This is a genomic window from Pseudomonas sp. RT4P38, assembly GCF_054897765.1.
Window position 1 is genome coordinate 5,744,565 of sequence record NZ_CM142703.1, and the last position, 21,388, is coordinate 5,765,952.

General features: G+C 59.6%; 19 protein-coding genes. 15 read left to right on the plus strand and 4 right to left on the minus strand.

What is annotated here, in order from left to right:
• Positions 1-6: 6 nt before the first annotated feature.
• Together ACYZT7_RS26685 and ACYZT7_RS26690 are read right to left on the minus strand one after the other, a co-directional pair.
• Positions 7-1,188 carry an amino acid ABC transporter permease gene (locus ACYZT7_RS26685; RefSeq protein WP_462038858.1) on the minus strand — a complete coding sequence of 394 codons (1,182 nt, stop codon included), beginning with the start codon at positions 1,186-1,188 and terminating at the stop codon, positions 7-9.
• A gap of 65 nt (positions 1,189-1,253) precedes the next feature.
• On the minus strand, positions 1,254-2,282 hold the full coding sequence (locus tag ACYZT7_RS26690) for an amino acid ABC transporter substrate-binding protein (protein ID WP_461957330.1): 1,029 nt from the start codon (positions 2,280-2,282) through the stop codon (positions 1,254-1,256).
• 468 nt (positions 2,283-2,750) lie between these two features.
• On the opposite strand from ACYZT7_RS26690, the gene ACYZT7_RS26695 reads away from it, so the two are divergent.
• The 5 genes from ACYZT7_RS26695 (at position 2,751) to ACYZT7_RS26715 (ending at position 8,102) form a co-directional block, all read left to right on the plus strand.
• On the plus strand, positions 2,751-3,407 hold the full coding sequence (locus ACYZT7_RS26695) for an alpha/beta hydrolase (protein ID WP_462038859.1): 657 nt from the start codon (positions 2,751-2,753) through the stop codon (positions 3,405-3,407).
• Positions 3,408-3,497: 90 nt separating this feature from the next.
• Entirely contained in the window at positions 3,498-4,985 is a 1,488-nt protein-coding gene (rhlB, locus tag ACYZT7_RS26700) for an ATP-dependent RNA helicase RhlB (protein WP_462038860.1), read from the plus strand.
• Between the two features lie 142 nt (positions 4,986-5,127).
• Complete coding sequence (locus ACYZT7_RS26705; RefSeq protein WP_462038861.1) at positions 5,128-6,075, plus strand: ornithine cyclodeaminase family protein; 948 nt, start codon at positions 5,128-5,130, stop codon at positions 6,073-6,075.
• A gap of 150 nt (positions 6,076-6,225) precedes the next feature.
• Positions 6,226-7,353 carry an NAD(P)/FAD-dependent oxidoreductase gene (locus tag ACYZT7_RS26710; RefSeq protein WP_462038862.1) on the plus strand — a complete coding sequence of 376 codons (1,128 nt, stop codon included), beginning with the start codon at positions 6,226-6,228 and terminating at the stop codon, positions 7,351-7,353.
• Between the two features lie 92 nt (positions 7,354-7,445).
• Positions 7,446-8,102, plus strand: coding sequence for a helix-turn-helix transcriptional regulator (locus tag ACYZT7_RS26715; RefSeq protein WP_462038863.1), 657 nt, complete (start codon positions 7,446-7,448; stop codon positions 8,100-8,102).
• A 32-nt stretch (positions 8,103-8,134) separates the two neighbouring features.
• On the opposite strand, the gene hmpA is transcribed toward ACYZT7_RS26715, so the two are convergent.
• Positions 8,135-9,316 (minus strand): NO-inducible flavohemoprotein, encoded by a 1,182-nt coding sequence (gene hmpA / locus ACYZT7_RS26720; RefSeq protein WP_462038864.1) that lies wholly within the window; start codon positions 9,314-9,316, stop codon positions 8,135-8,137.
• A gap of 156 nt (positions 9,317-9,472) precedes the next feature.
• On the opposite strand from hmpA, the gene norR reads away from it, so the two are divergent.
• The 5 genes from norR (at position 9,473) to ACYZT7_RS26745 (ending at position 13,805) form a co-directional block, all read left to right on the plus strand.
• A complete protein-coding gene (norR, locus tag ACYZT7_RS26725) occupies positions 9,473-11,023 on the plus strand; it encodes a nitric oxide reductase transcriptional regulator NorR (RefSeq protein WP_462038865.1) in 1,551 nt (516 codons plus the stop codon).
• Between the two features lie 190 nt (positions 11,024-11,213).
• A complete protein-coding gene (locus tag ACYZT7_RS26730; RefSeq protein ID WP_462038866.1) occupies positions 11,214-12,116 on the plus strand; it encodes a chemotaxis protein CheW in 903 nt (300 codons plus the stop codon).
• 27 nt (positions 12,117-12,143) lie between these two features.
• Positions 12,144-12,617, plus strand: coding sequence for a GNAT family N-acetyltransferase (locus tag ACYZT7_RS26735; RefSeq protein WP_462038867.1), 474 nt, complete (start codon positions 12,144-12,146; stop codon positions 12,615-12,617).
• A 28-nt stretch (positions 12,618-12,645) separates the two neighbouring features.
• Positions 12,646-12,972: a hypothetical protein gene (locus ACYZT7_RS26740; RefSeq protein ID WP_462038868.1), complete on the plus strand. Its 327-nt coding sequence runs from the start codon at positions 12,646-12,648 to the stop codon at positions 12,970-12,972.
• An 83-nt stretch (positions 12,973-13,055) separates the two neighbouring features.
• Positions 13,056-13,805: a YkgJ family cysteine cluster protein gene (locus tag ACYZT7_RS26745; RefSeq protein ID WP_462038869.1), complete on the plus strand. Its 750-nt coding sequence runs from the start codon at positions 13,056-13,058 to the stop codon at positions 13,803-13,805.
• A gap of 71 nt (positions 13,806-13,876) precedes the next feature.
• On the opposite strand, the gene ACYZT7_RS26750 is transcribed toward ACYZT7_RS26745, so the two are convergent.
• Positions 13,877-14,134 (minus strand): hypothetical protein, encoded by a 258-nt coding sequence (locus tag ACYZT7_RS26750; protein ID WP_282481397.1) that lies wholly within the window; start codon positions 14,132-14,134, stop codon positions 13,877-13,879.
• A 287-nt stretch (positions 14,135-14,421) separates the two neighbouring features.
• Between ACYZT7_RS26750 and ACYZT7_RS26755 the strand changes: the two genes are divergently transcribed.
• The 5 genes from ACYZT7_RS26755 (at position 14,422) to ACYZT7_RS26775 (ending at position 21,266) form a co-directional block, all read left to right on the plus strand.
• Complete coding sequence (locus ACYZT7_RS26755) at positions 14,422-15,582, plus strand: efflux RND transporter periplasmic adaptor subunit (protein WP_462038870.1); 1,161 nt, start codon at positions 14,422-14,424, stop codon at positions 15,580-15,582.
• Positions 15,579-18,683 carry a multidrug efflux RND transporter permease subunit gene (locus tag ACYZT7_RS26760; RefSeq protein ID WP_462038871.1) on the plus strand — a complete coding sequence of 1,035 codons (3,105 nt, stop codon included), beginning with the start codon at positions 15,579-15,581 and terminating at the stop codon, positions 18,681-18,683. Before ACYZT7_RS26755 ends, ACYZT7_RS26760 begins: the two co-directional genes overlap by 4 nt.
• 9 nt (positions 18,684-18,692) lie before the next feature.
• A complete protein-coding gene (locus ACYZT7_RS26765; RefSeq protein ID WP_007916978.1) occupies positions 18,693-19,370 on the plus strand; it encodes a heavy metal response regulator transcription factor in 678 nt (225 codons plus the stop codon).
• Positions 19,360-20,724 carry a heavy metal sensor histidine kinase gene (locus ACYZT7_RS26770; protein ID WP_462038872.1) on the plus strand — a complete coding sequence of 455 codons (1,365 nt, stop codon included), beginning with the start codon at positions 19,360-19,362 and terminating at the stop codon, positions 20,722-20,724. Before ACYZT7_RS26765 ends, ACYZT7_RS26770 begins: the two co-directional genes overlap by 11 nt.
• 317 nt (positions 20,725-21,041) lie before the next feature.
• Entirely contained in the window at positions 21,042-21,266 is a 225-nt protein-coding gene (locus ACYZT7_RS26775) for a hypothetical protein (RefSeq protein ID WP_462038873.1), read from the plus strand.
• Positions 21,267-21,388 lie beyond the last annotated feature (122 nt).

Below are 21,388 nucleotides of genomic sequence, written 5' to 3' on the forward strand. Positions count from 1 at the left end.
TTTTCCTTACCGCTCGATCAGCGCAATGCGCTTGTTGTACCAGTTCATCAGCAGGGAAATGCTGATACTGATCGCCAGGTACACGCTCATGGTGATGGCAATCACCTCGATCGCCTGCCCGGTCTGGTTCAGCACCGTACCGGCAAACAACGAGACCATTTCCGGATAACCGATACCGGCCGCCAACGAGGAGTTCTTCGCCAGGTTCAGGTATTGGCTGGTCAGCGGTGGAATGATCACGCGCAGGGCTTGCGGGATGATCACCTTGCGCAGCGTCGGACCGTTGCGCAAACCCAACGAGTGCGCCGCTTCGGTCTGGCCGTGGCTGACCGACTTGATGCCCGAACGCACGATCTCGGCGATGAACGCCGCGGTGTACACCGTCAGGGCCAGGGTCAGCGCCAGCAGTTCCGGGATCAGCACCCAGCCACCGACGAAGTTGAAGCCCTTGAGCTCCGGCATTTCCCAGTGCAGCGGCGCGCCGAAGATCAGCGCACACAGCGCCGGGATCACCAGCAACAGCGCCAGGCCGGTCCAGAACTTGCGAAACGGAACGCCGGTGGCTTCGAAGCGTTTGTTGGCCCAGCGGCACATCAGCACGATGGCGACGATGGCCACGACGACGCTGACCACAAACGGCCAGAAACCGTCCGCCGCCAACGCTGCGGGCATATTCAGGCCGCGACTGCTGACGAAGAAGGTGTCGCCGAAGTTATGGCTGTTGCGTGGCCCTGGCATGGTCAGGAACACCGCGAAGTACCAGAACAGGATTTGCAGCAGCGGCGGAATGTTGCGGAAGACTTCCACATAAACAGTCGCCAGTTTGGCAATGATCCAGTTCTTCGACAGCCGTGACACACCGACGATGAACCCGAGGATCGTCGCCAGGATCACGCCGATGAAAGTCACCAGTAGCGTGTTGAGCAAGCCGATGACAAACACCCGGGCATAACTGTCCGATTCGGTGTAGTCGATCAGGTGTTGAGCGATGCCGAAACCGGCACTGCGCTCCAGAAAGCTGAAGCCGGAGGTAATGCCCCGGTGCTGAAGGTTGGTCTGTGTGTTATCGAACAGATACCAGCCCATCGAGACCACCGCCACAATGGTGATGATCTGAAATAGCCACGCACGCACTTTCGGATCGCTGAGGCTGAGCCTCTGCTTTGGTGCGCCGATTGAATTTTGCATGAAGTGCCCCGCAAATAATGGAACAGAACATCACCCGGCGGTTGGCCCACCGGGTGATAGAACCATCAGCGCACTGGTGGTGCGTATTGAATGCCGCCGTTGTTCCACAGAGCGTTCAGCCCGCGGTCAATGGCCAGTGGAGTGCCCTTGCCGAGGTTTTTCTCGAACACTTCACCGTAGTTACCCACTTGCTTGACGATCTGAACGACCCAGTCTTTCTTCACTTTCAGGTCTTTGCCGTATTCACCGTCAGCGCCCAGCAGACGAGCAACGTCCGGGTTCTTGGTGGCTTTGGCTTCAGCTTCAACGTTCTTCTGGGTGATGCCCATTTCTTCAGCGTTGACCATGGCGAACAAGGTCCACTTCACAATGCTGAACCACTCTTCGTCGCCTTTACGCACGACCGGGCCCAGAGGCTCCTTGGAGATGGTTTCCGGCAGAACGACGTAGTCGGTCGGGGTCGCCAGCTTGCTGCGTTGTGCGTAGAGCTGGGATTTGTCGGAGGTCAGCACGTCGCAACGACCGGATTCCAGCGACTTGGCGCTTTCATCGGAGGTGTCGAAGGTGATCGGGGTGTATTTCAGACCGTTGCCGCGGAAGTAGTCGGAAACGTTCAGCTCGGTCGTGGTACCGGCTTGAATGCAGATGGTGGCGCCGTCGAGCTCTTTAGCGCTCTTCACACCCAGTTTGTTGTTCACCAGGAAGCCGATGCCGTCGTAGTACGTCACGCCGGCAAACACCAGACCCATGCCCGAATCGCGCGAGCTGGTCCAGGTGGTGTTACGCGACAGCACGTCGATTTCGCCGGACTGCAGCGCGGTGAAGCGCTCTTTTGCGTTCAACTGGCTGAATTTGACTTTGGTCGCGTCGCCGAAAACGGCAGCGGCCACAGCGCGGCAGACGTCAGCGTCGATGCCGATGATCTTGCCAGTGGAGTCCGGAACCGAGAAGCCCGGCAGACCGTCACTTACACCGCACTGTACGAAACCTTTTTTCTGCACTGCATCCAGGGTTGCACCCGCCTGAGCGAACCCACTGACACCGAGTACTGCGGCTGCAGTTACGATAGCCAGGGTGGATTTCAACATCTTCATTCAAACCTCCAGTTTTGCTCTTGTTGTGTCGGAGCTTGAGTCCAGTCGCACCCTTATGAGGCGTTGTTGACCCGTGTTGGCTTTTTTTGGGGTCAACCGACGTAAGACCTGCGCTATGAGTCTAGTAGGAGAAAATCCACATCATGGACAACTCACTTCTCACCAATCGGCCGAACGGGCTGTAGCCCTTTCACGTTCGCGAAGCCCGTAGCGGCCACTGGCGAACATCCATCACCGGATTCTTTGCTATCCCACCACGAACAATGGCCTGATAGTGTTACCGACAGGCGTGGGATTTTTCGTACAGGCTTTCCCATAGCAAAGCCCGTACCAGACCGCTCGCCGAACCCGTTCAGCGACAGGTCAATAGCAAAACTTGTAGCCTTGCGACATCTTCTTAACGGATCAACCTGACGCGCACTCAGACGTCGCACTTACTGAGAGCGCCTGCACAAAATTGGAGCAGCCATGACCGAGCCCTTGATTCTTCAACCCGTCAAGCCCGCAGATGCCTGCGTTATATGGCTGCACGGCCTGGGCGCTGACCGCTACGACTTCCTGCCGGTGGCCGAAGCGCTTCAGGAAAGCCTGCTGACAACTCGCTTCGTTCTCCCTCAGGCACCGACCTGCGCCGTGACCATCAATGGTGGTTACGAGATGCCAAGCTGGTACGACATATTGGCCATGAGCCCCGCGCGCGCGATCAACCGCGAGCAGCTGGAAGCGTCGGCGCAAAGGGTCTTTGATTTGATAGAAGAGCAGCGCGCCAGCGGAATAGACGCCTCGCGAGTTTTTCTGGCAGGTTTTTCCCAAGGTGGCGCGGTGGTGTTACACACCGCGTTTCTGAAATGGCAGGGGCCGTTGGGTGGCGTACTTGCCCTCTCGACTTATGCACCGACCTTCAGCGAGGACCTGGAGCTTTGCGCCAGCCAGCAGCGCATTCCTGTGCTGTCTTTGCACGGCCAGTACGATGACGTCGTTCAAAACGCCATGGGCCGGACCGCCTACGAGTATTTAAAGCAGCATGGTGTCACCGCGACATGGCAGGAATACCCAATGGGTCACGAAGTGTTACCCGAGGAGATTCGCGACATCGGTGTCTGGCTCGCGGAGCGTTTGCGCTAACGGCTGAGTGAAAAACAGCCCATTGATCCCTCCCACTACGCCGCGCCCGGTTCTTGCATTACACTGGCCGGCACTTAACCAATTGATGAGATGACCGTGCTCAAAGCACTCAAGAAAATGTTCGGTAAAAGCGAGACTGAGCAGCTCGCGCCAGTCTCCAGCGCTCCGTCTCACCATCCCAGCCACCGCTCCGACGGTAATCAGTCTGGCCGGACCGCAACCGTAGCGGTACCGAAGCACGAACCGATGGCCACACCGGCCGTCCAACCCGTTGAGGCTCAAGCCTCTGAAGAACCGAGCAGCGAAGCTGCGAAACCTGCCAAACCGCGTCGCGAACCGAAGCCAAAAGCGCCGGTTATCCCCTGGAAACTAGAAGACTTCGCCGTCGAACCCCAAGAAGGCAAAACCCGTTTCCACGATTTCAAACTCGCCCCTGAACTGATGCACGCCATCCAGGACCTGGGCTTCCCGTATTGCACGCCGATTCAGGCACAGGTGCTTGGCTTCACCCTGGCGGGCAAAGACGCCATCGGTCGCGCCCAGACCGGCACCGGCAAAACCGCCGCGTTCCTGATTTCGATCATCACCCAACTGCTGCAAACCCCACCGCCGAAAGAGCGTTACATGGGTGAGCCGCGGGCACTGATCATTGCGCCGACCCGTGAACTGGTGGTGCAGATCGCCAAGGACGCGGCCGACCTGACCAAGTACACCGGCCTCAACGTCATGACGTTTGTCGGCGGCATGGACTTCGACAAGCAGCTCAAGCACCTCGAAGCCCGTCATTGCGACATCCTCGTGGCCACTCCGGGCCGTCTGCTGGACTTCAACCAGCGCGGCGACGTGCACCTGGACATGGTCGAAGTCATGGTCCTGGACGAAGCCGACCGGATGCTCGACATGGGTTTCATCCCACAAGTGCGTCAGATCATTCGCCAGACTCCGCCGAAGGACGAGCGTCAGACGCTGCTGTTCTCCGCGACCTTCACCGAAGACGTGATGAACCTGGCCAAGCAATGGACCACCGACCCGTCGATCGTCGAGATCGAGTCGCAGAACGTGGCCAGCGAAAACGTCGAGCAACACATTTACGCCGTCGCCGGTGCCGACAAATACAAACTGCTCTACAACCTGGTCAACGACAACGGCTGGGAGCGGGTGATGGTGTTCGCCAACCGCAAGGATGAAGTGCGGCGCATCGAAGAACGCCTGGTGCGTGATGGCGTCAACGCCGCGCAACTGTCCGGCGACGTGCCGCAGCACAAGCGCATCAAGACCCTCGAAGGTTTCCGCGAAGGCAAGATCCGCGTACTGGTCGCCACCGATGTGGCCGGCCGCGGCATTCACATCGACGGCATCAGCCATGTGATCAACTTCACCCTGCCGGAAGTCCCGGACGACTACGTTCACCGTATCGGTCGCACCGGTCGTGCTGGCGCCGATGGCGTGTCCATCAGTTTTGCCGGTGAAGACGACTCCTACCAGCTACCGTCCATCGAGGCGCTGCTGGGTCGCAAGATCAGCTGTGAAACACCACCGACGCATCTACTGCGGGCGGTTGAGCGTAAGCGCCCGTAACGCGGGTCGCATTAAAAAAGGCGCAGCCGGAAACGGACTGCGCTTTTTTTTCGTCCGGATTTTTTTTCAACAGGAGCTTGCTCGCGATAACTAAAAGTCCATAATGGACAAATTAGTTTACTTCCAGCTCCCGGAGCCGACCATGTCCAGTACGCCTTACGTGATCACCCAAGCTCAGGCCAGCGAGTTGCTGGCGCAGGTCGACGTGCCGCAGATCCTGCGCAAACTGTTCCGCGACCTGGCCGCCGGGCAAGCTGTGCAACCGGCGCAGCAACTGGTGGAGTTTCCACAGGGCGCTGGCGACTTCATCAACTACCTGGGCGTGCTGGCCGAAGACGGCGTTTACGGGGTCAAGACCTCGCCGTACATCGTGCGAGAACAAGGCCCACTGGTGACCGCCTGGACGCTGCTGATGTCGATGCAGACCGGCCAGCCGTTGCTGCTCTGCGATGCCGGTGAACTGACCACGGCACGCACCGCAGCAACAACCGCCGTGGCGGTCGACGCCCTCGCCCCGCTGAAAGCCCGACGCCTGGCGATCATCGGCAGCGGCAAGGTCGCCCAGGCGCACTTGCACTACGTCAAAGGCCTGCGCGACTGGCAAAGCATCAGCCTCTACTCGCCGAGCCTGAGCGACAAGAATCCCGAAGTATTGGCACAGCTCCAAAGTCTCGATCCACGCCTGACCATCGTCGACAGTCGTGAAGCGGCCGTTCAAGACGCCGATGTGATCATGCTCTGCACCTCGTCCGCAGGCCCGGTGATCGACCCGTCAAGCTTGAGCAAACCGGCACTGATCACCTCCATCAGCACCAACGCGCCGCGTGCCCATGAAGTGCCGCCGCAGAGCCTCAACGACATGCAAGTGTTCTGCGACTATCGTCTGACCACCCCGGGCTCGGCCGGCGAGATGCTGATTGCCGGTGAACAACATGGCTGGGACAAAAACGCGATCATCGGCGACCTGCCCGATCTGCTCAGCGAAAAAGTCCAGCGCCCTGGCTATGACCGTCATGTGTTCTTCCGCTCCATTGGCCTGGGCCTGGAAGACATTGCACTGGCCAATGCCCTTTACCGCTTGCAGCGCTAACACCACGAACCCTTGTAGGAGCGAGGCTTGCCCGCGAAGGCGGTGTGTCAGTAAACATAAATTTAGACTGATGCACCGCCTTCGCGGGCAAGCCTCGCTCCTACAGGGGTCATCCACACATTCGGTCTTTGCGCCCATCAGGAGACGTTCATGAGCCAGGCAGACTTCATCATCATCGGCGGCGGGATTGCCGGCGCTTCCACCGGTTTCTGGTTGTCGCAGCACGCCCGAGTGATCGTGCTCGAACGCGAGTCCCATCCGGCTTACCACTCCACCGGACGTTCGGCCGCGCTGTTTACCGCCGCCTACGGTACGCCTCAAGTTCGAGCGCTGACCCTGGCCAGTCGCGACTTCTTCGACGCGCCGCCGGCCGGTTTCTGCGAACACCCGCTGCTGACCCCGCGCGGCGAGATGACCGTGGATTTCACCGGTGACCCGGCCGAACTGAACAATCAATACTTGAGCGCCAAAGCCACGGTGCCGGAGATGCAGCTGCTCAGCGCCGACGAGGCCTGCGTGCGCCTGCCGATTCTGCGCCGGGAAAAAGTCCATGGCGCGATTTACGACCCGACCGCCAGCGACATCGACACCGATGCCCTGCACCAGGGTTACCTGCGCGGTATCCGACGCAACAAGGGCGAAGTTCATACCGACAGTGAAGTCCTGAGCCTGACCCGTGATGCCGAGGGTGTATGGCAAGTACAAACCAACGGACAGACCTTCAGCGCCCCGATCATCATCAACGCGGCAGGCGCCTGGGCCGACAAAATCGGTGAGCTGGCCGGTGCCAAACCACTGGGTCTGCAACCCAAGCGGCGCGCAGCGTTCATCTTCGCCGGCCCCGAGGGCGTGGACATCCACCATTGGCCAATGTTGGTCAGCCTCGACGAATCCTTCTACATGAAGCCCGACGCGGGGATGTTTCTCGGCTCGCCAGCCAACGCCGACCCGGTAGAACCGCACGACGTGCAGCCCGAAGAGCTGGACATCGCGATGGGCATCTACCAGATCGAAGAAGCCACCACCCTGACCATCCGCCGTCCGACCCGCACCTGGGCCGGCTTGCGCAGTTTCGTGAGCGACGGTGATTTGCTGTCCGGTTTCGATCCGCAGGTACCGGGGCTATTCTGGGTAGCGGCACAAGGCGGTTATGGCATCCAGACCTCGCCGGCCATGGGCCAGGCCAGCGCTGCACTGGTGCGCAGTGAAGCCTTGCCCGAGCAACTGACTCGCTTCGGTCTGAACACCGAGATGCTCTCCCCCACTCGGCTGGGCTGACGTTCAGACTCAGGTGACGTGTCGACACGATTGCGGCAAACTTCCAGCGCCCTTTTTTGACAGGGCGCTGATGTTGCCTGGAGCTCCACTTTATGAACGCCCAAGAACAAGAACCGGCCGGTGATGACTCTGCATTGAAGAGCTCGCCGCTGGACAACTTCCGCGCGATCGCCGATGCCATCGCCACATTGTTCTTTCCTCACGCCGAGGTGGTGCTGCACGATCTGCGCACGCAGAAGGTCGACTACATCGCCAACAACCTGTCCAAGCGCGAAGTCGGTGACGACTCGGCGCTGGAGGACATGCTCAGCGAAGAGATCAGCGAACGAAACATCGGGCCGTACGAAAAGCTCAATTGGGATGGTCAGAAGATTCGCAGCCTGAGCAGCGTGCTGCGCGACAGTGAAGGCCATCCGCTGGCGGTGCTGTGCATCAATCTGAATATTTCGTTGTTCGAAAATGCCAAGGCCGCTTTGGATCTGTTCCTGTCACCGAGCAAGTTGATTCCGCAACCCGATTCGCTGTTTCGCGATGACTGGCAGGAGCGGATCAACACCTTCCTCCACGCCTGGCTGCGCGAACGTCAGCTGAGCCTGAACCTGCTGACCCGCGACCATAAACGCGAACTGGTGCTGGCACTGCACGCCGAAGGCGCCTTCAAAGGTAAAAGCGCCTCCAACTATGTGGCGAACGTGCTGAACATGGGCCGGGCGACGGTGTACAAACATTTGAAGGAAGTGAAGGGCTGAGCTCCCTCGCCACAGACTACCCGGCGTTAGCGTTACTCCAACGACGAAGCCGGTCCGAAGAATTCGTAACGGCTTTGTTTCTCCGGCACACCCAAGGCTTTGAGGTGACGTTTGATCGCCGCCATGAAGCCTTTAGGCCCGAGGAAGTACGCGTCCAGATCGCGCTGTTGCGGCAACCACTCGCCCAGTTGCTCCTGGCTCAACAGGCCAACCTTGTGCGCCGCCGGACTCACGCCATCATCTTCGTCATAGCAATAGAAGCGTTTGAGTTGCGGGTGACGCTCGGCCAAACCATCGATCCAGTCGCGGAAGGCGTGAACGCTACCGTTGCGTGCGCAGTGAATAAAGTGCACCGGCCGCTCGGTCGCCAGCGCCGCTTCGAGCATCGCCAAAGTCGGAGTGATGCCGACGCCGCCGCTGATCAGCACCAACGGTTTGTCGCTTTCGGTCAGGGTGAATTCGCCCGATGGCGGGAACAGCTGGATGCTGGAGCCTACATGCAGCTGATCGTGCAAATGGTTGGAGGCGCGGCCACCGGTTTCACGTTTGACACTGATGCGGTACTGGCCCTTGTTGGCCAAGGCCGACAGTGAATAGTTACGACGAATCTCTTCGCCCTCGAGGATCAGTTGCATGCCGATGTACTGGCCTGGCTCTGCCGCCAGAATCGGGCCTTTGTCGGCCGGTTCGAAGTAGAACGAGGTGATTTCCGCGCTTTCGTCGACCTTGGCCACCACGATGAATTCCCGCGCCCCGCGCCAGCCGCCCGGAGCCTGTTCCTTCTGGTCATAGATGCTGGTTTCGGCGCCGATCAGGATGTCGGCCAATTGACCGTAAGCAGCCCCCCAGGCGGCCATCACTTCAGGTGTGGCGATCTCGTCGCCCAGCACTTCGGAGATAGCTCGCAGCAGGCAGGCGCCGACAATCGGGTAATGTTCCGGGAGAATTTGCAGGGCCACGTGCTTGTTGATGATCTTGGCCACCAGGTCACCCAACTGGTCGAGTTGGTCGATGTGCCGCGCATACATCAAGACACCGTTTGCCAGGGCACGCGGCTGATCACCGCTGGCCTGGTGAGCCTGGTTGAACAGCGGGCGAACTTCCGGGTACTCGGAGAGCATCATGCGGTAGAAATGAGTGATCAACGCTTCGCCACCGCTTTCCAGCAAGGGCACGGTGGATTTGACGATTGCACGGTCTTGAACGCTAAGCATAAGGCGACTCCTGATCTACTTGGATTACTAACTGATTGCCTAATGCTTATCAGTTTCCGTGCCATAAATTAAAACGTTATAAATCAATCACTTGAGTTCTTAGTAGTCATATCGACACAGACTGTTTTATAGTCATACCGACTACACGGAGTCACTATGACTGCAAAATCTCTACTCACCGCCCTGCTGCCACTGGTCTCCGACCTGTCCCGTGAACTCCCCGAAGGCGAGCGTTATCGGCGCTTGCTCGAAGCCATGCGCGCCTTGCTCCCGTGCGATGCTGCTGCCCTGCTGCGCCTTGATGGCGAATGGCTGGTGCCGCTGGCCGTCGACGGGCTGAGCACCGACACCCTCGGCCGGCGCTTCAAAGTCAGCGAACACCCGCGTTTCGAAGCGCTGCTCAGCAGTCACGGGCCGACCCGTTTCGCCGCTGACAGCGACTTGCCCGACCCTTACGACGGCCTGGTCGATGGCCTCGACGATCATCTGGAAGTCCATGACTGCATGGGTTGCCCGCTGTTTATCGACGAGCGTCCGTGGGGTTTGCTGACCCTTGACGCACTCGATCCGGAGCGCTTCGAACCGATCGAACTGGACGCCCTGGAAGCCTTCGCCAGCCTCGCCGCCGCCACCGTCAACGCCGCCGAGCGCATCGAACGCTTGGCTAATCGTGTCGAAGACGAACATCAGCGTGCCGAGGTTTACCGACAAGCCAGCGGCCAGCAGCACCGCGAGATGATTGGCCAGAGCAAGGCCCACAAACGGTTGGTGGAAGAAATCAATCTGGTGGGCGGCAGCGATCTTACCGTGCTGATCACCGGCGAAACCGGGGTCGGCAAGGAACTGGTCGCCCAAGCCATCCACGCCGCATCGCCCCGGGCCGACAAGCCGATCATCAGCCTCAACTGCGCCGCGTTGCCGGACACGCTGGTGGAGAGCGAGTTGTTCGGCCATGTCCGCGGTGCCTTCACCGGCGCAATGAACGATCGACGCGGCAAGTTTGAACTGGCCAATGGCGGCACGCTGTTTCTCGATGAAGTCGGTGAGCTGTCCCTGACCGTCCAGGCCAAATTGCTGCGAGTCCTGCAAAGCGGTCAATTGCAGCGGTTGGGTTCGGATAAAGAACATCAGGTGGACGTACGTCTGATCGCCGCGACCAACCGCGATCTGGCCGAGGAAGTGCGCAGCGGCCGCTACCGTGCCGACTTTTATCACCGCCTGAGCGTTTATCCGTTGCTGGTGCCAGCACTGCGTGATCGTGGGCGGGATGTGCTGCTGCTCAGCGGCTATTTCCTCGAGCAAAACCGCTCTCGCATGGGCCTCAACAGCCTGCGCCTGAACAGCGATGCACAGGCTGCATTGCTGGCGTATGCATGGCCGGGCAATGTGCGGGAGCTGGAGCACTTGATTGGCCGCAGCGCCTTGAAGGCGCTCGGTAACTGCAAGGAGCGACCGAAGATTCTCAGTTTGAGTGCGGCGGATCTGGATTTGCCCACTGGCAGTATCGAGCTTGCAGCCGAGCCAGCCCCTGTCAGCCCTGCTGCGTTGGTCTCGGGAGATTTGCGGGCGGCGACCGAGGATTATCAACGTCAACTGATCAACGCCTGTCTGGAACGGCACCATAACAATTGGGCGAGTGCGGCGCGTGAGCTAGGCTTGGATCGGGCGAATCTTGGGCGGATGGCCAAGAGATTGGGGATGAAGTGACGGAGCCATCGCGAGCAAGCTCGCTCCCACAGGGGGAATGCATTCTAATGTGGGAGCGAGCTTGCTCGCGATGGCGTCATACCGTTCACCTGAATTGTTAAAGCCTGCCCGCAACAAGTCGATAACCCGGCATCGATAGCTGTTGGCGATCTTCGCGATCACCCATCACCTTTTTCCACAGAAGGTTTTTATGTCTTCAAACAAAGCCCGCGCAGACTCACTTTCGCTTCTGCTGTTTACCTTGCGCAGCGGCAAGCTGATGGCGATCAACCTGCTGAAAGTCAGTGAAATCATTCCCTGCCCGCCGCTGACCAGGCTGCCGGAGTCGCATCCCCACGTCAAAGGCATCGCCACCCTGCGCGGTGCGTCGTTGTCGGTGATCGACCTCAGCCGTGCCATCGGTGAACGGCCGCTGGAAGACCCGAACGGTGGCTGCCTGATCGTCACCGATGTCAGTCGCTCAAAGCAGGGTTTGCACGTTCAAGCGGTGAGCAAGATCGTCCACTGCCTGACCACCGACATCCGTCCGCCGCCCTTTGGCTCTGGCGGCGTGCGTTCGTACATCACGGGCGTGACCTCGGTCGACGGCACGTTGGTGCAGGTGCTGGACATCGAAAAAGTGATCCATGGCATCGCCCCGGCGCAGATCGAAACGGCCCCGACCGAACTGAGCATGGAAGACGCCGAAGTACTCGGCAACGCGCGGATTCTGGTGGTCGATGACAGCCAGGTTGCGCTGCAGCAATCGGTTCACACCCTGCGCAACCTCGGCCTGCAATGCCACACCGCTCGCAGTGCCAAGGAAGCCATCGACTGCCTGCTGGACCTGCAAGGTACGGCCCAGCAGATCAACCTGATCGTTTCGGACATCGAAATGTCGGAAATGGACGGCTACGCCTTCACCCGCACCTTGCGTGAAACCCCGGATTTCTCGCACCTTTATGTGCTGCTGCACACCTCTTTGGACAGCGCGATGAACAGCGAAAAGGCCCGTCTTGCCGGCGCGAACGCGGTGCTGACCAAGTTCTCCTCTCCGGAATTGACCAAGTGCCTGATCGAAGCGGCCAAGGCTGTCGCTGAACAAGGTCATTGAGTCTTGGCCAAGGACTTCTGCTTTCTGATGCGGCGCAACCTCGCTGAAGTTGTGCCTGCGATCGCTTGGCCTCAAGGAATCGTCCTCAGCGAATACCGTCCCGATCTGGCAGAAGCCGTTCATCGTTTGATGGAACTGGGCTATCAGGAAGGTGGCGGTCGCGTGCCGGCACTGGACATCTGGCAACAGCGTTTTGAAACCGATCCGGAATACGACCCGACCCTGTGCTTCATCGCTCTGGATGCCGAAGGTATTGTGGGTGTTTGCCAGTGCTGGACCAGTGCCTACATCAAAAACCTGGTGGTGCATCCTCGAGCTCAGGGCCTCGGGCTAGGCCGCGCATTGCTGGCACAAGCTTTCAAAGTGTTTCAGGAGCGTTGCGAAGGTTTTGTAGATTTGAAGGTGCTTGAGGACAACCTTCGGGCGCAGCGTTTGTATGAAAGCGCCGGGATGCGTGTGATCCGCCGGGAACCGGTTCCGGCCGGGCATACTCAGACCTAGGTCAATACCCGCCCACGGATGCCAGAATATGAAAGCCTCAACCCTGACCTTCCTCTGCCTCAGCGCCCTGACCACTCAGGCCTACGCCTCCAGCCCCGACGCCTGGGCCGCCTACGACAAAGCCGTGCTCGCCAGCTGCACCAAGGCCAGCGGCCTGAAGAATGCCAAACCAGTTGGCAACGCCGCACAGTTTGATGACCGGGTTGGCTACACCGCACTTCTGTTGCAAGGCCAATACCCGCAAAAACACATGAAAGGCCAGCAAGGCACCGAGCTGTGCCTTTACAACAAGAAAAGCAAAACCACTTATGTCACCGAATGGGACTCCATCCGCCCAACCGCCAAGGCGCAATGACTGGCGCATAACTTGCTTCGACAGTGGCCTTTGCGGCGGCATTCTGTCGCCGTTTCATGCCCTCATAGGCGACTGGCCGCTCAATGAATACGACGTTTTCCTGCGTAGGTTGTGGCAAATGCTGCAACGACCACCACGTGCCCCTGACCCTGAGCGAAGCCCGGATGTGGGCGGCCGATGGCGGTCAGGTGATCGTCCTGGTGGAAGGTTTCCTGGGCAATGGCCTGGGCCTGCCAATGCAGCAACGCGAACATGCCGAACGCCGTTCGGTGAGGGTTCGAAGCGGTGCAACCGTGGCGTACCTAGCCATCACTTTTGCCGCCTACAACATCGGTCCTTGCCGGAATCTTGACGAAGACAACCTCTGCCGCATCTACGAACGCCGGCCGCTGGTGTGCCGCATCTACCCGATGGAAATCAATCCGCACATTCCCCTGAACACGTCCGTGAAGGAATGTCCGCCCGAGTCGTGGGAAAAGGGACCGGATTTGATTGTGGGGGGTGAATTGGTGGATCAGGAACTGGTCGGATTAATCCAGCGCTCCCGCCAGGCGGATCGCGATGACATTCGGACCAAGGATGCGATTTGCGCGTTGTTGGGGATTCGGACTACAGCGCTGAAGGGCGATGGCTTTACCGCTTATCTGCCGGATATGACCACCTTTGCGAGGGTCATCGATCAGGTTGCGGCACAGCCGCTGGCGGAGTCACACGCTGATTGGTTGTTTCATGTGTCGGGTGAGGACATTGCCGGACACGTGCAGGCGGCTGGTGCGCAAGTGGCGACAGATACACCCGTGAACTATGCGTTTATTTCGTTGCGCGCGGCTTAATGCGTTGCAGGTGATGGCCCCATCGCGAGCACGCTCGCGATGACACTGTCCGGCCATAAAAACTTTAAAACTCAGCGCTTACCCATCGAACGACGTGTGCCAGGAGGTGCTGCGCCGGGGGTCTTGGTATGGCCGTTCTTGGCGCCATTCTTGTACCAGGGCTGACTGGCGTTCTTCGCTGCGGCCAGGTCGCCCGGCTTGAACGGGAACTTGAACGCCGGGACGGCGGCTTTGGTTTCGCTGTCTGCGCTGGAGTCGACGCTGTCTGGCAGGTCTGCCTGGTCGTCGCTCAAAGCGTCGGCAACCGGCGGTTGTGTCGGGGAAGTCATGAAAGCTCCGGGTGATGCAATAGAGTCGGGCCCGGTCAGCGAGCCGCGAAAGGCGGCAGTATACCTGTCTCGGGAGTCGCAAGCTTCAAGCAGCAAGCGAGCCCGTCGGGTTTTGTGTTCACGGAACTGACGCTATCGTCGGAACGCAGCCCGGAGCAAGCTCGCTTGTATGTCCCAAACTGACAGCGCCGTCAGTTACCCGTCACCTTCCTGACCGGTGAACAGGTTTATAAAGGAAGGTATCAACCAGATAAAACTCCGACCCCCAGCCCCGGCGCCCCACTCGCATGCGAATTCAGAAAAAACCCGCCCTGCTCGCAGCCCTTCTGATCGTTCTGGCAGCGCTGGGCCTGTGGTACGCCACCAAACCCGTCACGACAAAACTCGCCGCCCCTACCGCCATCCCCGTGCGGGTCGTCAGCGTCACCGAAAAGGACGTCCCCCGCTACGCCAGCGGCATCGGCTCGGTGCTGTCCTTGCACAGCGTTGTGGTGCGTCCGCAGATCGACGGAATCCTCACCCAATTGCTGGTCAAGGAAGGCCAACGGGTGAATAAAGGCGACCTGCTGGCCACCATCGACGACCGCTCGATCCGCGCCAGCCTCGACCAGGCCCGCGCGCAACTCGGGGAAAGCCAGGCGCAACTGCAAGTCGCGCTGGTCAACCTCAAACGCTACAAACTGCTGAGCGTCGATGACGGCGTTTCCAAGCAGACCTACGACCAGCAACAAGCCTTGGTCAATCAACTTAAAGCCACCGCCCAAGGCAACCAAGCGTCGATCGACGCCGCTCAGGTGCAGCTTTCCTACACTCAGATTCGTTCTCCGGTCACCGGTCGTGTCGGTATTCGCACGGTGGATGAAGGCAACTTCCTGCGCATGACCGACGCCCAAGGGCTGTTCACGGTGACCCAGATCGACCCGATCGCCGTGGAGTTCTCCCTGCCACAACAAATGCTGCCGACCCTCCAGGGTCTGATCGGCGACCCACAACGCGCACAAGTGAAAGCCTACATCGGCGCCGACACTGACGGCGAAACCGGCAATCTGCTCGGCGAAGGTCATTTGACCCTGATCGACAACCAGATCAACGCCAACACCGGGACCATCCGCGCCAAGGCTGAATTCGACAACCCCGGGCAGAAACTCTGGCCGGGCCTGCTGGTGACGGTAAAGATTCAGACAGCCCTGGATAGAAATGCGCTGGTGGTGCCGCCCACGGTCGTACAACGCGGGCTCGATCAACATTTCGTCTACCGGGTCAACGGCAACAAGGTCGAGACCGTACAAGTGCAAATGGTCTATCAAGGCAGCGGCCAGAACATCATCAAAGGCGTGAAGCCTGGCGACATAGTGGTCAGCGACGGCCAGTCGCGGCTCAAACCGGGCTCGACCGTCCAGGTACTGACTGACCCGGCGCAAGTGGTCCAATCGGAGCCGAAACCATGAAGGGTCATGGCTCGATCTCTGCCTGGTGCATCGACCATCCGGTTGCGACGATTCTGCTGACCTTTGCGCTGGTGCTGCTCGGTGTCATCGCTTTCCCGCGCCTGCCCATCGCACCGTTGCCGGAAGCCGAGTTCCCCACCATCCAGGTCGCCGCGCAATTGCCCGGTGCCAGTCCGGAAACCATGGCGTCGTCGGTGGCCACGCCGCTAGAAGTGCAATTCAGCGCCATCCCGGGCGTGACCCAAATGACCTCGAGCAGCGCCCTCGGCTCGACCAACCTGACCCTGCAATTCACCCTCGATAAAAGCATCGACACCGCCGCTCAGGAAGTGCAGGCAGCCATCAACACCGCCGCCGGCAAACTGCCCAAGGACATGCCGACCCTGCCGACCTGGAGGAAGGTCAACCCGGCCGACAGCCCGGTGCTGATCCTCAGCGTCAACTCGACCCAGATGCCCGGCACCGAACTCAGCGACTTGGTGGAAACCCTGCTCGCCCGACAGATCAGTCAGATCGACGGCGTAGGACAAATCAACATCACCGGTCAGCAACGTCCGGCGATCCGCGTACAGGCCTCGGCCGACAAACTCGCGGCCATCGGCCTGACGCTGTCGGACATTCGTCTGGCGATCCAGCAAACCAGCCTCAACCTGGCCAAAGGCGCGTTATACGGCGACTCGAGCATCTCGACCCTGTCGACCAACGACCAGTTGTTCCACCCTGAGGAATACAGCCAACTCATCGTTTCCTACAAGGACGGCGCCCCGGTTCACCTCAAGGACGTGGCGAAAGTCGTCAACGGTTCGGAAGATGCCTACGTGCAAGCCTGGGTTGGTGATAAGCCCGGGGTGAACCTGGTGATTTCCCGGCAACCGGGCGCCAACATCGTCGAAACCGTGGACCGCATTCAGGAGGCGCTGCCAAGCCTGGAAGCCATGCTGCCGGCGTCGGTGGAGGTCAAGGTGCTGGTCGACCGCACCCAGACCATCCGCGCTTCGCTGCATGAAGTCGAAATCACCTTGCTGATCGCGATCATGCTGGTGGTGGCGGTGATGGCGCTGTTCCTGCGCCAATGGTCGGCGACGCTGATCGTGTCCGCGGTGCTGGGCGTTTCGCTGGTCGCCAGTTTCGCCCTGATGTACATCATGGGCTTCAGTCTGAACAACCTGACGCTGGTGGCCATCGTGGTAGCCGTGGGGTTTGTGGTCGACGATGCGATCGTGGTGGTGGAAAACATTCACCGCCACCTGGAAGCCGGCGACGGCATGCGCGAGGCGGCGATCAAAGGCGCCGGCGAGATTGGTTTCACCGTGGTCTCCATCAGCTTCTCGTTGGTGGCGGCGTTTATTCCACTGCTGTTTATGGGCGGTGTCGTCGGGCGGTTGTTCAAGGAATTCGCGTTGACTGCTACCTCGACCATCATGATTTCGGTGGTGGTGTCCCTGACCCTGGCGCCGACGCTCGCCGCGCTGTTCATGCGCGCACCGGTGCATAACCCCCACGACAAACCGGGTTTCGGCGAGCGCTTGCTGACGTGGTACGAGAAAGGCCTGCGTCGCGCCCTCGCCCATCAGAAGTTTATGATTGGTGTGTTCGGTCTATCGCTCGTTCTGGCCATCGCCGGTTACATCTTTATTCCGAAGGGTTTCTTCCCGGTGCAGGACACCGGTTTCGTCCTTGGCACCACCGAAGCAGCCGCCGATATTTCCTACGGCGACATGGTGAAAAAACACTTGGCGATGGCCGAAATCGTCGCGGCGGATCCGGCGGTTGAGGCGTTTTCCCACTCCGTCGGCGTCTCGGGCAGCAACCAGACCATCGCCAATGGTCGCTTCTGGATCTCCCTTAAAAAACGTGGCGACCGCGACGTGTCAGCCAGCCAGTTCATCGACCGGATTCGTCCGCAACTGATGAAGGTCCCCGGTATCGTGCTGTACCTGCGCGCCGGGCAAGACATCAACCTCAGCTCCGGCCCAAGCCGCGCCCAGTATCAATATGTCCTCAAGAGCAACGACGGCGCGACTCTGAACACCTGGACCCAGCGCCTCACGGAAAAACTGCGCAGTAACCCGGCGTTCCGTGACATTTCCAACGACCTGCAATTGGGCGGCAGCATCACCCACATCAGCATCGACCGCAGCGCTGCCGCGCGTTTCGGCCTCACCGCCAGCGATGTCGACGAAGCGCTGTACGACGCCTTCGGTCAGCGCCAGATCAACGAGTTCCAGACTCAGGTCAACCAGTACAACGTGATTCTGGAACTGGACACCAAGCAGCGCGGCAAGGCCGAAAGCCTCAACTATTTCTACCTGCGCTCGCCCCTGAGCGGAGAAATGGTGCCGCTGTCGGCGCTGGCGAAATTCGATGCGCCGACCGTGGGTCCGTTGTCCATCGCCCATGACGGCATGTTCCCGGCCGCCAACCTTTCGTTCAACCTGGCGCCCGGTGTGGCGCTGGGCGATGCGGTGATCATGCTCAACCAGGCCAAGGCCGAAATCGGCATGCCGGCCGCCATGAGCGGCAACTTCCAGGGTGCGGCCCAGGCGTTCCAGAGTTCGCTGGCCAGTCAGCCATGGCTGATCCTGGCGGCGCTGGTGGCGGTGTACATCATTCTCGGCGTGCTTTACGAGAGCTTCGTCCATCCGCTGACCATCATCTCGACGCTGCCGTCGGCGGGGCTCGGCGCGGTGATCATGTTGTGGATTTGCGGGCATGACTTTTCGATCATGGCGCTGATCGGGCTGGTGTTGCTGATCGGGATCGTGAAGAAGAACGGCATCCTGATGATCGACTTCGCGCTCGAAGCCCAACGCAAAGGTGGCTTGTCACCGGAAGAGGCGATCTACCAGGCCTGTATCACGCGATTCCGGCCGATCATCATGACCACCCTCGCCGCCCTGCTCGGCGCGCTGCCTTTGATGCTCGGCTACGGCACCGGCGCCGAACTGCGCCAACCTTTGGGGATCGCGGTCGTCGGCGGCTTGCTGGTGAGCCAGGCGCTGACCCTGTTCACCACTCCGGTCATATACTTGTGGCTGGAGCGGCTATTCCATCGGCCCAAAAAACCAGCGCCCGTATTGGCGCTGACGACCACAGACTGAGGCGGGGTCATGCGCGTTCTGATTATCGAAGACGAGGAAAAAACCGCGGATTATCTGCACCGCGGTCTGACGGAACAGGGTTACACCGTGGACCTGGCGCGCGATGGCGTCGAAGGCCTGCACCTGGCCCTGGAAAGCGACTACGCGGTGATCGTCCTCGACGTCATGCTGCCGGGCCTCGACGGCTTCGGTGTTTTGCGCGCCTTGCGTGCGCGCAAGCAAACCCCGGTGATCATGCTCACCGCCCGCGAGCGTGTGGAAGACCGCATCAAAGGCCTGCGCGACGGTGCCGACGATTACCTCGGCAAACCGTTTTCCTTCCTCGAACTGGTGGCGCGCCTGCAAGCGCTGACCCGCCGTAGCGGCGGTCACGAACCGGTGCAAGTGAGCATCGCCGACCTGTGGATAGATTTGATCAGCCGCAAAGCGACCCGCGCCGGCACCCGCCTGGACCTGACCGCCAAGGAGTTCTCGCTGCTGAGCGTATTGGCCCGCCGTCAGGGTGAAATTCTTTCGAAAACCGCCATCGCCGAAATGGTCTGGGACATCAATTTCGACAGCGACGCGAACGTCGTCGAAGTCGCGATCAAACGCTTGCGCGCCAAGCTCGACGGGCCGTTCGACGAGAAACTGCTGCACACAATTCGTGGCATGGGTTATGTGCTGGAGAGCCGCGGTGTCCAGTAACTCGATTGCGCTGCGCTTGAGCGGAATGTTCACGCTGGTGGCGCTTTTGGTGTTTCTGTTGATTGGTTGGGCGCTGTATCAACAGGTCGATAAAGGTCTGGGTTTGCTGCCCGAGGCTGAACTGGACGCACGTTACAGCGTGCTCGAATCAACGGTCGGCCGTTACGGCACGCCCGAGCATTGGGTGAAGATCAACAACAAGCTCAAGCTGCTCGGTGAAGAAGACAAACGCATCAGCTTCTGGATTATCAGCGGCGATCCGCATTACGAATACGGCAACCTGACGCCGCAGATCCGCGCCTTCGCCGAAGGGCCGCTGGGCATGCGCGACTTGCAACTGCCGGATCAACCTTATCCACTCAAAGTGCTGGTCAGTCAGTTCCCCGCCAAGGATCAACGCCCGCCGTTGCGCTTCATGATCGGCATCGACACCGAGACGTTTTTGCAGACTCAGCACCATTTGCTGATTGCCCTGATCAGCCTGGCGATCATCGGCGTGTTGCTGGCGTCGGCCCTCGGTTACTGGGTGGCGCAGATCGGCCTCAAGCCGCTGATCAAGTTGTCCCAGGAAGCCCAGCGGCTAGCCCCGCCGCTGTTGTCCGGTCGCCTGCAATTGTCACGGCTGCCGCCGGAATTGAATCAGTTCGTCAATTCGTTTAACTCGACACTGGAGCGGGTTGAACAGGCTTACTCACGCCTTGAGTCGTTCAACGCGGACGTGGCCCATGAACTACGCTCGCCGCTGACCAACCTGATCGGCCAGACCCAGGTGGCACTGACTCGCGGGCGATCCGCCGAACACTATTTTGAGGTGCTGCAATCGAACCTTGAAGAGCTAGAGCGACTGCGCTCGATCATTAATGACATGCTGTTTCTTGCCAGCGCGGATCAGGGCAGCAAGGCCACCAAACTGACCTCCACCTCGCTGGCGGATGAAGTGGCCACGACCCTGGAATATCTGGATTTCATTCTGGAAGACGCACAGGTTCAGGTGCAGGTCAGTGGTGACGCGCAGGTGCGAATCGAGATCGCGCATTTGCGCCGGGCGTTGATCAATTTGCTCAGTAACGCGGTGCAACACACCGAGCCTGGGCAAGTGATTCAGGTACGGATCGAGGTTGAGGAGCATCAGGTCAGCATCGGGGTTGCGAACCCTGGGTCGCCGATTGCCAGCGAGCATTTGTCGCGATTGTTTGAGCGTTTTTATCGGGTCGATGCATCGCGCAGCAACAGTGGGAACAACCATGGGCTGGGGCTGGCGATCGTCAAGGCGATTGCGTTGATGCATGGGGGGGATGTGTTTGTGCGCAGTGATCACGGGATGAATACGTTTGGGATTCATCTTCCCGTCTGACAGAGTTCGACTCGAGATCCCCCTCACCCTAACCCTCTCCCAGAGGTAGAGGGGACTGACCGAGTTGTTCTTGGAGCTACATCGACCTGAACGCCCGAGCCGAACTCAGGCTCGAAAACTACGAAGATCGGCTCCCTTTCCCCCTCTCCCCTCTGGGGAGAGGGTTGGGGTGAGGGGTGGCCCTTTCGCAACAACGCAAAGCTCGACTCTTTCCTATCACGCAACAGTCCTTTCATGAATCCGCTCTTTTTCCCTTCTCCAAACCCCCTTATCGTTGCCGCACCAAACAGCACTTGCCAAGCAAGAAGGTTTTAAAGATGTCCAACACTATGGGTATTGCCAGCGCGTTCGTTTTGTCCTCTTTGTTTCTGTCTCCGTTCGCCATCGCTGAAGAGTCGCAGACGTTCGTCGCGCAAAATTCCGCACGCGCTGCTGCATTCAAACAGAATCAGAGCGAAATGACGGCCAAGGCTCAGGAAGCTGCGCAAACCCCTCAAGCGTCGACTGCTCAAGCCCAGCCACGGGTTGAGAAAGACAGCTGATTGTTAAGTATCGCTCTGTTTCCCTCGACACTTTTCATCGGTTCTTCCCTTTGAAAAGTTGTTCAAAGCCGCTGCTTTCAGCGGCTTTTTTTCGTTGTGGTTTTAAACAGCTTTAGTTCGTC

Bases quoted from the DNA above. Each gene is read 5' to 3' on its own strand.
- ACYZT7_RS26685 (WP_462038858.1), bottom strand. From the start codon at position 1,188: ATGCAAAATTCAATCGGCGCACCAAAGCAGAGGCTCAGCCTCAGCGAT.
- ACYZT7_RS26690 (WP_461957330.1), bottom strand. From the start codon at position 2,282: ATGAAGATGTTGAAATCCACCCTGGCTATCGTAACTGCAGCCGCAGTA.
- ACYZT7_RS26695 (WP_462038859.1), top strand. From the start codon at position 2,751: ATGACCGAGCCCTTGATTCTTCAACCCGTCAAGCCCGCAGATGCCTGC.
- rhlB (WP_462038860.1), top strand. From the start codon at position 3,498: ATGACCGTGCTCAAAGCACTCAAGAAAATGTTCGGTAAAAGCGAGACT.
- ACYZT7_RS26705 (WP_462038861.1), top strand. From the start codon at position 5,128: ATGTCCAGTACGCCTTACGTGATCACCCAAGCTCAGGCCAGCGAGTTG.
- ACYZT7_RS26710 (WP_462038862.1), top strand. From the start codon at position 6,226: ATGAGCCAGGCAGACTTCATCATCATCGGCGGCGGGATTGCCGGCGCT.
- ACYZT7_RS26715 (WP_462038863.1), top strand. From the start codon at position 7,446: ATGAACGCCCAAGAACAAGAACCGGCCGGTGATGACTCTGCATTGAAG.
- hmpA (WP_462038864.1), bottom strand. From the start codon at position 9,316: ATGCTTAGCGTTCAAGACCGTGCAATCGTCAAATCCACCGTGCCCTTG.
- norR (WP_462038865.1), top strand. From the start codon at position 9,473: ATGACTGCAAAATCTCTACTCACCGCCCTGCTGCCACTGGTCTCCGAC.
- ACYZT7_RS26730 (WP_462038866.1), top strand. From the start codon at position 11,214: ATGTCTTCAAACAAAGCCCGCGCAGACTCACTTTCGCTTCTGCTGTTT.
- ACYZT7_RS26735 (WP_462038867.1), top strand. From the start codon at position 12,144: ATGCGGCGCAACCTCGCTGAAGTTGTGCCTGCGATCGCTTGGCCTCAA.
- ACYZT7_RS26740 (WP_462038868.1), top strand. From the start codon at position 12,646: ATGAAAGCCTCAACCCTGACCTTCCTCTGCCTCAGCGCCCTGACCACT.
- ACYZT7_RS26745 (WP_462038869.1), top strand. From the start codon at position 13,056: ATGAATACGACGTTTTCCTGCGTAGGTTGTGGCAAATGCTGCAACGAC.
- ACYZT7_RS26750 (WP_282481397.1), bottom strand. From the start codon at position 14,134: ATGACTTCCCCGACACAACCGCCGGTTGCCGACGCTTTGAGCGACGAC.
- ACYZT7_RS26755 (WP_462038870.1), top strand. From the start codon at position 14,422: ATGCGAATTCAGAAAAAACCCGCCCTGCTCGCAGCCCTTCTGATCGTT.
- ACYZT7_RS26760 (WP_462038871.1), top strand. From the start codon at position 15,579: ATGAAGGGTCATGGCTCGATCTCTGCCTGGTGCATCGACCATCCGGTT.
- ACYZT7_RS26765 (WP_007916978.1), top strand. From the start codon at position 18,693: ATGCGCGTTCTGATTATCGAAGACGAGGAAAAAACCGCGGATTATCTG.
- ACYZT7_RS26775 (WP_462038873.1), top strand. From the start codon at position 21,042: ATGTCCAACACTATGGGTATTGCCAGCGCGTTCGTTTTGTCCTCTTTG.